Genomic DNA, 14,352 nt, shown 5'->3' on the forward strand with positions numbered 1-14,352 from the left:
GGGAATAATCATGTTTTTTAAACTTTCAGAGGAACACGAAATGATTCGAAAAATGGTGCGGGACTTTGCCAAAAACGAAGTGGCTCCGACAGCTGCACAACGAGATGAAGAAGAACGTTTTGACAGAGGAATCTTTACGCAAATGGCTGATCTAGGATTAACAGGTATTCCATGGCCGGAGCAATACGGAGGAATTGGCAGTGACTATCTAGCATATTGCATTGCCGTTGAGGAACTGTCTAGAGTATGTGCATCGACAGGCGTTACTTTGTCGGCTCATACTTCTCTAGCCGGCTGGCCAATCTATACATTCGGAACAGAAGAACAAAAACAAAAATACCTGAAACCTATGGCAACGGGTGAGAAAATAGGTGCTTATGGATTAACCGAACCGAGTGCTGGATCAGACGCAGGAGGAATGAGAACGCTCGCTGTAAAGGACGGAGAAGATTATATTTTAAATGGTTCTAAAATCTTTATTACAAACGGCGGCGAAGCGGATATTTACGTCGTATTTGCTCGCATCGACCCCAATGAAAAACGCACGAGCGCTTTTATTATTGAAAAAGATATGCCGGGATTTTCAGTTGGTAAAAAAGAAAAGAAACTGGGCATTCGCTCTTCACCTACCACAGAAATTATTTTCGAGGACTGCCGTGTTCCAAAAGAAAATTTGCTGGGAAATGAAGGAGAAGGATTTAAAGTTGCGATGATGACACTAGATGGCGGCCGAAATGGCATTGCAGCGCAGGCTGTAGGAATTGCTCAAGGGGCATTAGATGCGGCCGTAGCTTATGCCAAGGAACGTCAGCAATTTGGTAAGCCAATTATTTCTCAGCAAGGAATTGCTTTTAAGCTAGCTGACATGGCCACGAGTATAGAAGCTGCAAGACTGTTAACCTATCAAGCTGCTTGGCTGGAGTCTCAAGGGCTGCCATATGGCAAAGAATCAGCCATGTCAAAATTATATGCCGGGGATACAGCAATGAAAGTAACGACAGAAGCTGTTCAAGTATTTGGAGGATACGGTTATACAAAAGATTATCCAGTAGAACGTTTTATGAGAGATGCAAAAATCACGCAAATTTATGAAGGCACACAAGAAATTCAGCGTCTCGTCATTTCTAGGTATCTTGCTAAATAAAACACTTGTTGTAGGAGAGGTGAAAAAATGAAAAAGAGAGAAGTTCTCACATCCATTAAAGATGAAAAGCTGATTGTAGAGCGTCGTAATCAAATGATTAAAGGGGCCGTCACGCTATTTAAGGAAAAAGGTTTTCACCGAACAACAACAAGGGAGATTGCCAAAGCCGCTGGGTTTAGCATTGGTACGCTTTACGAATATATTCAGTCTAAAGAAGATGTTTTATATCTTGTATGTGACAATATTTATGATGAAGTGAGAGAGCGATTAGAAGAGATGGTAGTGGATCGTTATACAATCTCTGAGCTTCAACAAGCGATTCAGCACTATTTTAAAGTTGTGGATGAGCTTCAAGATGAAGTATTAGTCATGTACCAAGAAGCGAAATCGCTGTCTAAAGATGCGCTTCCATATGTATTAAAAAAAGAGCTGGATATGGTTGAAATGTTTAAGGTTATTATCGAAGGCTGCGTAGATAACAATCAATTTGCACTTACGGATAAAGAAATTTCGCTGTTTGCTCATCATTTATTTGTTCAAGGTCAGATGTGGGCATTTCGCAGATGGTGGCTGCAAAAGCATTATTCATTAGAAGAATATACAAATATGCAGTTAGATTTTTTACTTAAAAATTTTTCATTTCAACAACTGTGTGAGGGGGAGACAGTTTGAATACAAGCAAAAGACCGCTTCGTTTTTTAACCGCTTCTAGCCTGTTTGACGGCCACGACGCGTCCATTAATATTATGAGACGAATTCTTCAAGCCAAGGGGGTAGAAGTCATTCACCTGGGGCATAACCGATCTGTTGAAGAAATTGTTAACGCTTCCATACAAGAGGATGTTCAGGGGATTGCTATTTCTTCTTATCAAGGCGGCCACGTAGAATATTTTAAGTATATGTATGATTTACTCCAAGAACAACAGGCTTCTCATATTAAAATTTATGGAGGAGGAGGAGGGGTCATTATTCCGAGTGAGATTCAAGAGCTTCATGATTACGGCATTTCTAAAATCTTTTCTCCGGAAGATGGACGAAAAATGGGGTTAGAAGGCATGATTCAATTCATGATCGATGATTGTTATTACACAAATCCCCCTGCACTGCCGAAGGATCGAACCTTAACGCCGGCTAATAACCGTTTAATTGCCCAGCTTATTACATGCGCTGAAAATGAAGCCTATGAATACACAAAAGAGCATGCAGCCGCTCTTGAAGAAATCCGAGGAAGTGTAATCGAAAGCGAGACGGATCAAAAAATACCGGTTATTGGAATCACAGGAACGGGTGGAGCGGGGAAAAGTTCACTTACGGATGAATTAGTAAGAAGGTTTATTGAACATATTCCAGATATTCATGTAGCTGTCTTATCCGTCGATCCAACTAAACAAAAAACCGGAGGAGCGCTTCTTGGGGATCGGATTCGCATGAACATCGCAGCGTCTCCTCGTGTGTATATGAGAAGTTTGGCCACGCGCTCATCTGGACATGAGCTATCGGCGGCCATTCGAGATGGAATTGCCGTCGTGAAAAAAGCGGGTTTCGACATTATCATTGTCGAAACAAGCGGCATCGGGCAAGCTGATGCTCAAGTCAAAGATATTGCAAACGTCTCTCTGTATGTAATGACAAGCGAATTTGGCGCGCCGTCGCAGTTAGAAAAGATTGAAATGATTGATTACGCAGACTTTATTGTAATCAATAAATTTGAAAAAAAAGGTTCCGAAGACGCAAAAAAACAAGTGCAGCGTCAATATCAGCGTAATCATCAGCTGTTTGAAAATAATCTCTCTACGATGCCAATTTACGGAACAATTGCGAGTCAGTTCAACGACGGGGGAACAAATATTTTATTTGAAGATCTTGTAAATCATCTGCATCAAACATGCCGTACGTCTTGGCACGTAGAAAAATCATCAGAGCGCGTAAGTGAAAAGAAATATACCATCATTCCTAATGATCAACAGCAATATTTACAGGAGATTGTAAACAGCGTTCGCTCTTATCACCGCAATACGGATGTTCAAGTGCAAACAGCGCGTAAATTTTATCAGCTAGAGGGTGCTTTGGAAGAAGTGGAAACAGAAACGGCCAAGCAAGAGCTCACTCAGCTAAAGGAGAAATATCAAAAACAGCTAACGGCTGAATCGATTGAAAAGCTGGAAAACTGGCCTAAATTAAAAAGTCAGTATCGGCAAGAAGAACTTATTACAAAGATAAGAAATAAAGAAATTAAAACCTCTCTGCAAGTTGATACCCTATCCGGACTGCGTATTCCGCGCGTGGCCCTTCCAAAAGTTGAAGAATACGGGGAAGTTCTTCGTTTTCTTTATAAAGAAAATGTGCCAGGTGCTTTTCCTTATACAGCAGGTGTTTTTCCGTTTAAACGAAAAGGAGAAGATCCTAAGCGCCAATTCGCAGGCGAAGGAACACCAGAACGAACGAATCGCCGCTTTCACTATTTGTCAAAAGATGATGAGGCTAAGCGTTTAAGTACAGCGTTTGATTCTGTAACGCTTTATGGAGAAAATCCGGATCCAAGGCCGGATATCTTCGGGAAAATTGGCGAAAGCGGCGTAAATGTCTGTACGCTTGATGATATGAAACTCTTGTATAAGGGATTTGATCTTTGCCATCCGTCGACTTCCGTTTCGATGACGATCAATGGGCCGGCTCCAATATTACTAGCTATGTTTATGAATACAGCTATCTGTCAGCAGGTGGAGAAGAAGGAAGAGGAGCTGAAGCGTCCTTTAACAGAAGAGGAATACGAGGACGTAAAATCGAGTACGTTGAAACAAGTGAGAGGAACCGTTCAAGCGGATATTTTAAAAGAAGATCAAGGGCAAAATACGTGTATTTTTTCCACGGAATTTGCATTGAAAATGATGGGAGATATTCAGCAGTACTTTATTGACGAGAAAGTGCGCAACTATTATTCTGTTTCTATTTCAGGCTATCATATAGCTGAAGCAGGGGCTAACCCGATTTCTCAGCTAGCTTTTACATTGGCCAACGGCTTTACGTACGTGGAATATTACTTGAGTCGAGGCATGCACATTGATGATTTTGCTCCTAATTTATCGTTTTTCTTTAGTAATGGACTTGATCCTGAATACACAGTTATTGGACGTGTAGCGAGAAGAATCTGGGCAATTGTGATGCGTGATAAATACGGCGCGAATGAACGCAGTCAAAAGCTTAAGTATCATATTCAAACATCCGGCCGATCGCTTCATGCACAGGAAATTAACTTTAATGATATACGTACGACGCTGCAAGCCTTAATGGCCCTTCATGACAACTGCAACTCTCTTCATACCAATGCGTATGATGAAGCAATTACAACGCCGACAGAGGAATCTGTACGAAGAGCGATGGCCATTCAATTAATCATTACAAAAGAGCATGGATTAACTAAAAATGAAAATCCACTACAGGGCTCTTTTATTATTGATGAACTAACAGACTTGGTAGAAGAAGCGGTATTGGCTGAGTTCCAACGCTTAAATGATCGAGGCGGCGTTTTAGGTGCGATGGAAATGCAGTATCAGCGAGGTAAGATTCAAGATGAATCGATGGAATATGAGATGCAAAAACATACGGGAGATTTACCTATTATAGGAGTAAATACGTATATTAATCCAAATGAAGAGGAAAATTCCTCAGTTGATGACATGCAGTTAGCCCGCGCATCAAAAGAAGAAAAAAATCATCAAATTAATCAGCTTCAGAAGTTTCAACAGCAGCATGAAGAAAAAAGAGAAGATGCGCTGAAAAGGTTAAAGAAAGCTGCAACAGAAGGAGAGAACATTTTCAAAGAGTTAATGGAGACCGTTAAAGTAGCCAGCTTAGGAGAAATTACGCGAGCTTTATATGAATGCGGTGGGCAATATCGCCGGAATATGTAATAATGTATCGTTAGTATATAGTGATATATTAAAAGCCGAGATGACCGTTTGTGGGTCATCTCGGCTTTTATAGACCTAACCCTAGCGGAGTCAGAATAACTGATGGTGAATTCCTTTTGATTAAAGGATGCTGTTGGCGTATTAAGTAGAATGTATTATAGTGATAAAATGTCTATTTTTTCGTTGTTTTATGCGAAATTCTCGAGAATTTTAGAAACGAGGCTAGCATAAATGTATTGAATTTGTTTATAATGAATGGTATGTATTTATTCGTTTCCATCATTTACACATATGATGAATTGATTTAATAGATTTTCGATATACATAGCCATAGAAAGGATGTGCCAGATTTGAGTTTAGCACAGTACTCAAAAACGGATTTAAAAGAAATGTCGATGATTGAGATTGCTTATGCGCTTCTAGAAGAAAAAACAGATCGTCAAGCAATGTCATTCCAAGAAATTATTGCTGAAATTAAAGCAGCAGCTGAAATGTCAGATCAAGAATTAAAAACGAGATTAGCTCAGTTTTATACAGATATTAATATTGATGGTCGCTTTTTAACAGTAGGGGACAACCACTGGGGTCTTCGTGGATGGTATCCTTTTGACCAAGCTGAAGAAGAAGTTATTCCGGTTGCAAAACCTAAAAAGAAAAAAGCGAAAAAAGCTGTTGTTGAAGAAGTTGAAGATTTTGATGATTTAGAAGAAGATTTGGATTATGAAGATGTTGATGATTTAGACGAAGAAGAAGATTTTGAGGACATTGACGAGCTAGAAGAAGATGAAGATGATCTTGCAGAAGACGATTTTGACGATTTAGAAGATGATCTAGACGATGATGATGAAGATGAAGAAGAAGATTATGAGGACGACAAAGAAAAATAATCCTTCTTGACTTTTTCAAGCGAAGTAGGTAGAATCTTTTTTGGGCTCTTTAAACAAGCATTTAAAAAGTTTTTATTTAAAATAGACTATTGCTCCCAATCCAGTTTTGGTATTGGGAGCAATTTTTTTATTTTATCTATCCATGTTTTACACCCCGATATGTTCTTATAAATCCTTGATAGAAACTTTCTTTTGGTTCTTGAACGTTTCACATTCATAAGGTTTCTTATAATTTCGCATACACAATGAATGAATTGTGATTGTTTATGTGAAAACTTTTAATATTGTACAGTTCAAATTATTTAGAGGGGGAAGTATAGATGACAAAGTATATTTTCGTAACAGGCGGTGTTGTATCATCTCTAGGAAAAGGGATTACAGCAGCTTCTTTAGGCCGTTTATTAAAAAACCGTGGGTTGAACGTAACGATTCAAAAGTTTGATCCATACATTAATGTAGACCCAGGAACAATGAGTCCATACCAACACGGTGAGGTATTCGTAACGGATGACGGCGCGGAAACAGACTTAGACTTAGGTCACTATGAGCGTTTTATCGATATCAACTTAAATCGCTACAGCAACGTAACAACAGGTAAAGTATATTCAACAGTATTGAAAAAAGAGCGTCGCGGTGATTATTTAGGCGGAACAGTTCAGGTTATTCCGCACATCACAAATGAAATTAAAGAACGCGTTTTCCGTGCAGGTAAAGAAACAAATGCGGACGTTGTTATTACTGAAATCGGCGGAACGGTAGGAGATATTGAATCACTTCCTTTCCTAGAAGCTATTCGTCAAATCAAAAGTGATATTGGCCGTGACAATGTTATGTATATCCATTGTACACTTGTGCCATATTTAAAAGCTGCTGGTGAAATGAAAACAAAACCAACACAGCATAGTGTAAAAGAATTACGTAGCTTAGGTATTCAGCCAAATGTTATCGTTGTTCGTACGGAAATGCCAATTTCTGAAGATATGAAAGACAAGCTAGCTTTATTCTGTGACATTGATCCAAAAGCGGTTATTGAGTGTGCAGACGCTGAAACATTATATGAAATTCCACTATCTTTACAAGAGCAGCACCTAGATCAAATCACATGCGATCACTTGAAATTAGATTGCAAAGAAGCAGAAATGACTGAGTGGAAAGCACTGGTTGAGAAAGTAAAAGGACTTTCAAATACGACAAAAATCGCATTGGTTGGTAAGTATGTAGAGCTTCAAGATGCTTATATTTCTGTCGTGGAAGCAATGAAACATGCTGGATATGCATTCGATGCAGATGTAAACATCAAGTGGGTAAATTCTGAATTTGTAACAAAAGAAAATGTTCAAGATTTACTTGGTGATGTAGATGGTATCTTAGTTCCAGGTGGATTTGGTGATCGTGGAATTGAAGGTAAAATTGTAGCAACACAATATGCACGTGAGCAAAAGGTTCCATTCTTAGGTATTTGCTTAGGTATGCAGCTGGCATCAGTTGAGTTTGCGCGTAATGTATTAGGCTTAGAAGGCGCACATTCAGCGGAAATTGCACCTGGAACAAATTATCCAATTATTGACTTATTACCAGAACAAAAAGACGTAGAGGACCTAGGCGGTACATTGCGTTTAGGACTATACCCTTGTAAATTGTCTGAAGATACGCTTGCATATGAAGCATATCAAGATGAAGTGGTATATGAGCGTCATCGTCACCGTTATGAATTTAATAACGAATACCGTCAACAAATGGAAGAGAAAGGCTTTATCTTCTCTGGTACAAGCCCAGACGGCCGTTTAATTGAAATTGTAGAGCTAAAAGACCACCCATGGTTCTTGGCTTCACAATTCCACCCAGAGTTTACTTCTCGTCCAACAAGACCGCAACCATTGTTCAGAGAATTTATTCGCGCATCAATGGAGTCAGGCCAAAACAAATAAGTGAAATAAAAAACACGCTGTCTTTAGACAGCGTGTTTTTTATTCATATTCTTCTACGATTTCTTTTAGTGTGAAAGTTAAACCGTAGTACGCGTATAAAGCGACCATCATTGCTGGAAAACCAAATCTTGAGCCGTCTTCTCCAGGAATAAGCGGCTTTAACAATTTTGTATCAATATGAGCATCTGCGAGTGCTGTTAAAGAAGGTTCGGCTATCTCTTTAGGAACAGCCGCAATGCTAACAAATGGAATATCCCGTTTCTTTAAACGTTCAGCTATTTCCATTGCTTTATTATCTGTTGAAAATCGAGAGACAAGCAGTACGCGATCAACGCTAGTCAGCTGATCTAATTCATGTAAAGGCAAAGCTTTTGCCTGACTTAAAGGTTCTGCACTGCTTAGTGCTTCAAGCGTAATGGCGTGCATTTCTTCTATACCATAAATATAGATAAATCCTTCTCCGACAGAGGCCTGTGCTAAAATACGCGCGGCATCTTCAAATTGGAATTCTTCTTGTTCTTCAATTCGTTTAAAAAAACCTGAAAGTTGAGTTGTGAAAATTTTAAGCATAGAATCTCCCTTCGATTTAAGCGGCTAAAGCCGTCTATCTACACATTATAACGAAAAAAGCTATCTGTATTCTATCTTGAAATGAGCTACAATGAAAGTAAAGTGCAATGAAGTTGGATGGATGACAAAAAAAGCTATGTTTTGTAACAATTTCTCTAATAAGCAGGGATTTTTGTTTTAAAGGCGAAATACATATGTTAGTTTTGTCTGTAGAAGAGGAATATAAAAGGTGGGATTATATTGGCAGAGAAAATTTTAATTGTTGATGATCAGTATGGTATACGTATTTTATTAACGGAAGTGCTGCAAAAAGAAGGCTATACGACATTTCAAGCGGCGAATGGCTTCCAGGCGATTGATATTACAAAAGAGCAAGCACCGGATCTTGTCTTATTAGATATGAAAATTCCAGGAATGGATGGAATTGAAATTTTAAAAAGGTTAAAGCAGCACGATGAAACGATTAAAGTCATTATTATGACCGCTTATGGTGAATTGGATATGATTCAAGAAGCAAAAGATTTAGGAGCATTAACACACTTTGCAAAACCGTTTGATATTGATGAAATCCGAAAAGTTGTTAGGGAATATATACCAGTAAAGTCGAATTAAGGTTTTGGTAGGGTTTTCATCCTAACAAATTTTGAATATCAGCCTAAAAATGTTGCTGTTTTCATTGTTAGTTGGTATCCTAATTACTGTATTCATAATTCGACAATCTATTATGTAAAGATGCGCGTTGTTTCTACATGAAACACTCAATTCAAGAGCATACTATTTGAGTGTGCCTTTTGGTTAGCATCTAATCTAAGGTTGATTTTAAGGAGGATTTCAATATGCCTTTAGTATCAATGAAAGAAATGCTTATTACAGCAAAAGAACAAGGCTATGCAGTAGGTCAATTTAACTTAAATAACTTAGAGTTTACTCAAGCTATTCTTCAAGCAGCAAAAGAAGAAAACTCTCCAGTTATTCTTGGTGTATCTGAAGGTGCAGCACGCTACATGGGCGGTTTCAAAACTGTTGTAGCAATGGTTGAAGCTCTAATCGAAGATTACGACGTTCAAGTACCAGTTGCAATTCACTTAGACCACGGTTCAAGCTTTGAATCATGTGCAAAAGCAATCCATGCTGGATTCACTTCTGTAATGATCGATGCTTCTCACCATCCATTTGAAGAAAATATTGCAATTACTTCTAAAGTAGTTGAACTAGCTCACTTCCACGGAGTATCTGTAGAAGCAGAACTAGGAACTGTTGGTGGACAAGAAGACGACGTTATTGCTGAGGGCGTTATCTATGCAGATGCTAACGAGTGTGAAGAACTTGTTAACCGTACAGGTATCGATTGCTTAGCTCCAGCGTTAGGATCAGTTCACGGACCATACAAAGGTGAACCAAACCTAGGTTTTGCTGAAATGAAAGAAATCGGAGATCGTACAGGCTTACCATTAGTTTTACATGGTGGAACTGGTATTCCAACAAAAGATATCCAAAAATCAGTTTCTTTAGGTACTGCTAAAATCAACGTAAACACTGAAAACCAAATTGCTTCAGCTAAAGCTGTTCGTGAAGTATTAGCTGCGCAACCTGAACAATATGATCCACGTAAATACTTAGGACCTGCTCGCGAAGCAATCAAAGAAACGGTTCAAGGTAAAATGCGTGAATTCGGTTCTTCTAACAAAGCATAATTTGAAATCTTCGGATTGCCTGTTTGCAGTTAGTTGAGTCTGAAAAATAAAACCGTCTTATTTTCATTGTAAGGCGGTTTTGTTTTTACTATAATTTTCTTATCATTCTGAATACATAACACAGGGGGATGGCATTCATGAAGTTTTTTATTGATACGGCTAATTTAGACGAAATTAAGGAAGCGCATTCATTGGGTTTGTTAGCGGGGGTTACAACAAATCCTAGTTTAGTAGCTAAAGAGAACATCACGTTTGAAGATCGTCTTCGTGAAATTACAGAGTTCGTTGAAGGGTCTGTAAGTGCAGAAGTGATTGCGCTTGATGCAGAAGGCATGATTCGCGAAGGAAAAGAGCTTGCTGCGATTGCGCCGAATATCACAATCAAGGTACCGATGACTCCAGATGGCTTAAAAGCAGTAAAAGAATTTACTAGTTTAGGTATTAAGACAAACGTTACGCTTATTTTCTCAGCTAACCAAGCGTTAATGGCAGCAAGAGCAGGTGCTACTTACGTATCGCCTTTTTTAGGAAGATTAGACGATATTGGTTTTAATGGTCTCGATTTAATCTCAGATATCGCAGATATTTTTGCGATTCATGACATTCCGTCAGAAATTATTGCAGCATCTATTCGTCATCCGATGCACGTAACAGAAGCTGCAAAAAATGGAGCACATATTGCGACAATTCCTTACAAAGTTTTAATGCAATTGTTCAAACATCCGTTAACAAACGCAGGAATTGACCAATTTTTGGCAGATTGGGAAAAGCGAAATGTCTAAACATGTATAAATTTGTGTGGCGTTTACCATCCTGACAGGTGAATGCCATATTTTTCTTTTATCTTGTCGAAACTATACATGATTTTTTCATTTTCGTGTACACTAGTAGGTAATAGGAAAAATAACCATTCTTTTAGGTATTCTTTGTACCAAAATTTTCCTCAATTACTAGGTGAGAAACTTTCTTTCACTAGAAGGGAGCTATAAATGGAAAAGTTAAAAATACAAGGTGGCTTTACCTTAAGTGGATCCGTCCGCGTCAGTGGTGCTAAAAATAGTGCCGTTGCGCTTATTCCAGCAACAATTTTAGCCGAGTCACCTGTTACAATTGAAGGTCTGCCCGATATTTCAGACGTGCAGTTATTAGGGGATTTAGTTGAAGAAATTGGTGGGAAAGTAACCATTGATAACGACGAATTAACAGTAGATCCATCCGGAATGGTTGCAATGCCTTTACCGAACGGAAAAGTAAAAAAATTACGCGCTTCTTATTATTTAATGGGGGCAATGTTGGGACGCTTTAAAAAAGCGGTAGTTGGGCTTCCAGGAGGCTGTTACCTTGGTCCTAGACCAATCGATCAGCACATTAAAGGCTTTGAAGCTCTTGGCGCTAAAGTAACAAACGAACAAGGAGCTATTTACATTCGAGCTGAGGAACTGATTGGTGCTCGAATTTATTTAGACGTTGTTAGCGTAGGAGCAACAATCAATATTATGCTCGCTGCTGTAAGAGCAAAAGGGCGTACCGTTATTGAGAATGCTGCTAAAGAGCCTGAAATTATTGATGTAGCTACGTTGCTGACAAGTATGGGTGCCCGTATTAAAGGTGCAGGTACGGATGTTATTCGAATTGATGGAGTAGATCAATTAAAAGGATGCCGTCATTCCATCATTCCAGACCGAATTGAAGCAGGCACGTATATGATCATGGGAGCGAGTATGGGAAAAGAAGTTGTTGTGGACAACGTTATCCCTCAGCATTTGGAGTCATTAACGGCTAAAATGCGTGAAATGGGTATTCATATCGAAACAAGCTCAGATCAGATTCTTGTAGCGACTCGTCAGCTATTGAAGCCCGTAGATATTAAGACGCTAGTATATCCAGGTTTTCCAACTGATTTACAGCAGCCATTTACGACGCTTCTAACAAGAGCGTCTGGTACAAGCGTTGTGACAGATACAATTTACGGTGCAAGGTTTAAGCATATTGATGAGCTGAGACGAATGAATGCATCTGTTAAGGTAGAAGGACGTTCTGCTATTATTAATGGTCCCATTCACTTACAAGGTGCACGTGTGAAAGCGTCGGACTTACGAGCAGGAGCAGCTCTCGTAACCGCTGGCTTAATGGCCAAAGGGATTACAGAGGTAACGGGTTTAGAGCACATTGACCGAGGTTACAGTCATTTAGTAGACAAGCTATCGGATTTAGGGGCAATGATTTGGCGTGAAGAGATGACTCAAGAGGAAATTGAGCAATTTCAAAATTCATAAAGGCAAATCGGTGCCACAGTCATGAAAGCAAAGTTTAGAAATGAGCTTTTTAATAAGCTACACAGGCGTAGGAGCGTTCTTCTATCTCTGTGTAGCTTATATATTTATGAATAGGGTAAATAGATAAAAAGGGAAACTAAAAGGTAAATTTCACTTCTTATTTTAACGTCCAGTTTATTTCCTTTAATGTGAAATTATGAAAAGGTTTTCCTCGCTTCTCGTAAGCTATTAAATTTCCTTTTTTTTATTCATCTTCTAAAGTAAAAAAAGATTGATTAAAAAGATAGAAAAAGGTTAGAATATAAATTGCTACGTTAAATTTATCAAGATAATATAAATAGTTTTATGTCGGAATTATTCTTCTAAAAGTGTATAGTTAATCAATTGATTCTACTTATTATACTTCAAAGGTTATATTCTCCATTTTCACAGATTTATTCCATCCATATCATCTCTCAATTTTATATTTGAATTTAATATGGGAGGAACGGTTAAAAATTATTCATTATAAAGCGTGGTGTCCTAATGAACTTAACATTATCCAGTTTAGAAAATATGAAATTAAAAGAGCTGTATGAACATGCTCGTGAGTATAAAGTTTCGTACTATAGTAAATTAACGAAAAAAGAACTTGTCTTTGCTATTTTAAAGGCTCAAGCTGAACAAGATGGGCTTTTATTTATGGAAGGCGTTCTTGAAATTATTCAGTCAGAAGGATTCGGTTTCCTACGACCAATTAACTATTCACCGAGTTCAGAAGATATTTATATCTCAGCTTCACAAATTCGTCGCTTCGATCTGCGTAATGGAGACAAGGTATCGGGGAAAGTTCGTCCTCCAAAAGAAAATGAGCGTTACTACGGATTATTACATGTAGAAGCGGTAAACGGAGAAGATCCGGAAACGTCAAAAGATCGCGTGCATTTTCCAGCGCTAACTCCTATTTATCCAAATGAACAAATGCTGCTAGAAACTCAGCCAAGAAGTTTCTCTACGCGTATTATTGACTTGATTTCACCAATTGGATTTGGGCAAAGGGGACTAATTGTCGCGCCGCCAAAAGCGGGTAAAACGATGCTGTTAAAAGAAATTGCCAATAGCATTACAACGAATCATCCTGATGCAGAATTGATTGTTCTTCTTATTGATGAGCGTCCTGAGGAAGTGACGGACATTGAGCGTTCGGTTGACGGTGATGTTGTCAGTTCTACATTTGACGAAGTGCCAGAAAACCACATTAAAGTAGCGGAACTTGTACTTGAACGTGCGATGAGATTAGTCGAACACAAAAAAGATGTTGTCATTTTGATGGATAGCATCACAAGACTTGCTCGTGCTTATAACTTAGTTATTCCACCGAGCGGTCGTACACTATCAGGGGGTATTGACCCGGCTGCTTTTCACCGTCCAAAACGATTCTTTGGAGCTGCTCGTAACATTGAAGATGGAGGCAGCTTAACCATTCTAGCAACAGCCTTAATTGATACAGGCTCTCGTATGGATGATGTTATTTATGAAGAATTTAAAGGTACAGGTAACATGGAACTGCATCTAGATCGTTCACTAGCTGAAAAACGTATCTTCCCTGCGATTGACATTCGTCGCTCAGGCACACGTAAAGAAGAGCTGCTAATTCCAAAAGAGCATTTAGACCACTTATGGGCAATTCGTAAATCAATGGCAGATGCTCCTGATTTTGTAGAAAAATTCTTAAAACGTTTACGTCAAACAAAGACAAATGAAGAATTCTTCTCGATGTTAACGGAAGAGAAAAAAACGCTTCTAGCAAATAAACGATAAGTTATAAAACATGTGGTTGCAAAAGCATACAACCCTTGTTATAATTTCATCATGTGTGTTGATAAAGTACACAGTGAAATAGTTATTATTTCATCACTATCTTTATCAATAAACTCTGTTTCAGAATGATTCAGGGCGGAAG

The 14,352-nt window shown here is 38.6% G+C and carries 11 protein-coding genes; 10 read left to right on the forward strand and 1 reads right to left on the reverse strand.

What is annotated here, in order from left to right; translation table 11 throughout:
- Positions 1–10 precede the first annotated feature (10 nt).
- From POF52_RS18840 to POF52_RS18860, 5 genes are all read left to right on the forward strand, one after another.
- Positions 11–1,144, forward strand: a complete 1,134-nt coding sequence (locus POF52_RS18840) for an acyl-CoA dehydrogenase (protein WP_013059833.1) — start codon at positions 11–13, stop codon at positions 1,142–1,144.
- Between the two features lie 27 nt (positions 1,145–1,171).
- Positions 1,172–1,816 (forward strand): TetR/AcrR family transcriptional regulator, encoded by a 645-nt coding sequence (locus POF52_RS18845; protein ID WP_271994068.1) that lies wholly within the window; start codon positions 1,172–1,174, stop codon positions 1,814–1,816.
- The gene (icmF, locus tag POF52_RS18850) at positions 1,813–5,055 is read left to right on the forward strand and encodes a fused isobutyryl-CoA mutase/GTPase IcmF (protein ID WP_271994069.1); all 3,243 of its coding nucleotides are present in this window, start codon (positions 1,813–1,815) and stop codon (positions 5,053–5,055) included. Before POF52_RS18845 ends, icmF begins: the two co-directional genes overlap by 4 nt.
- Positions 5,056–5,405: 350 nt before the next feature.
- Positions 5,406–5,942 carry a DNA-directed RNA polymerase subunit delta gene (gene rpoE / locus POF52_RS18855; protein WP_016765933.1) on the forward strand — a complete coding sequence of 179 codons (537 nt, stop codon included), beginning with the start codon at positions 5,406–5,408 and terminating at the stop codon, positions 5,940–5,942.
- 320 nt (positions 5,943–6,262) lie between these two features.
- Positions 6,263–7,870 (forward strand): CTP synthase, encoded by a 1,608-nt coding sequence (locus POF52_RS18860; RefSeq protein ID WP_034648257.1) that lies wholly within the window; start codon positions 6,263–6,265, stop codon positions 7,868–7,870.
- A gap of 39 nt (positions 7,871–7,909) precedes the next feature.
- Here the strand turns inward: POF52_RS18860 and POF52_RS18865 are convergent, their stop codons facing one another.
- Positions 7,910–8,440, reverse strand: a complete 531-nt coding sequence (locus POF52_RS18865) for a DUF2529 family protein (RefSeq protein ID WP_176585201.1) — start codon at positions 8,438–8,440, stop codon at positions 7,910–7,912.
- 237 nt (positions 8,441–8,677) lie between these two features.
- Here POF52_RS18865 and POF52_RS18870 point away from each other — a divergent pair, with 237 nt between their 5' ends.
- The 5 genes from POF52_RS18870 (at position 8,678) to rho (ending at position 14,210) form a co-directional block, all read left to right on the forward strand.
- Entirely contained in the window at positions 8,678–9,052 is a 375-nt protein-coding gene (locus tag POF52_RS18870; RefSeq protein ID WP_087944205.1) for a response regulator, read from the forward strand.
- A gap of 224 nt (positions 9,053–9,276) precedes the next feature.
- The gene (locus tag POF52_RS18875; protein ID WP_013059826.1) at positions 9,277–10,134 is read left to right on the forward strand and encodes a class II fructose-bisphosphate aldolase; all 858 of its coding nucleotides are present in this window, start codon (positions 9,277–9,279) and stop codon (positions 10,132–10,134) included.
- Between the two features lie 137 nt (positions 10,135–10,271).
- Positions 10,272–10,916, forward strand: a complete 645-nt coding sequence (gene fsa / locus POF52_RS18880) for a fructose-6-phosphate aldolase (protein ID WP_013059825.1) — start codon at positions 10,272–10,274, stop codon at positions 10,914–10,916.
- Positions 10,917–11,123: 207 nt separating this feature from the next.
- Positions 11,124–12,410: a UDP-N-acetylglucosamine 1-carboxyvinyltransferase gene (locus POF52_RS18885; RefSeq protein ID WP_013059824.1), complete on the forward strand. Its 1,287-nt coding sequence runs from the start codon at positions 11,124–11,126 to the stop codon at positions 12,408–12,410.
- 525 nt (positions 12,411–12,935) lie between these two features.
- Positions 12,936–14,210 carry a transcription termination factor Rho gene (rho, locus tag POF52_RS18890; RefSeq protein ID WP_013085478.1) on the forward strand — a complete coding sequence of 425 codons (1,275 nt, stop codon included), beginning with the start codon at positions 12,936–12,938 and terminating at the stop codon, positions 14,208–14,210.
- Positions 14,211–14,352 lie beyond the last annotated feature (142 nt).

The organism is Priestia sp. AB (assembly GCF_028369225.1).
GTDB lineage: Bacteria > Bacillota > Bacilli > Bacillales > Bacillaceae_H > Priestia > Priestia megaterium.

Coding starts and splice junctions, on each gene's coding strand:
- POF52_RS18840 (WP_013059833.1), top strand. CDS start 11: ATGTTTTTTAAACTTTCAGAGGAACACGAAATGATTCGAAAAATGGTG.
- POF52_RS18845 (WP_271994068.1), top strand. CDS start 1,172: ATGAAAAAGAGAGAAGTTCTCACATCCATTAAAGATGAAAAGCTGATT.
- POF52_RS18860 (WP_034648257.1), top strand. CDS start 6,263: ATGACAAAGTATATTTTCGTAACAGGCGGTGTTGTATCATCTCTAGGA.
- POF52_RS18865 (WP_176585201.1), bottom strand. CDS start 8,440: ATGCTTAAAATTTTCACAACTCAACTTTCAGGTTTTTTTAAACGAATT.
- POF52_RS18875 (WP_013059826.1), top strand. CDS start 9,277: ATGCCTTTAGTATCAATGAAAGAAATGCTTATTACAGCAAAAGAACAA.
- fsa (WP_013059825.1), top strand. CDS start 10,272: ATGAAGTTTTTTATTGATACGGCTAATTTAGACGAAATTAAGGAAGCG.
- POF52_RS18885 (WP_013059824.1), top strand. CDS start 11,124: ATGGAAAAGTTAAAAATACAAGGTGGCTTTACCTTAAGTGGATCCGTC.
- rho (WP_013085478.1), top strand. CDS start 12,936: ATGAACTTAACATTATCCAGTTTAGAAAATATGAAATTAAAAGAGCTG.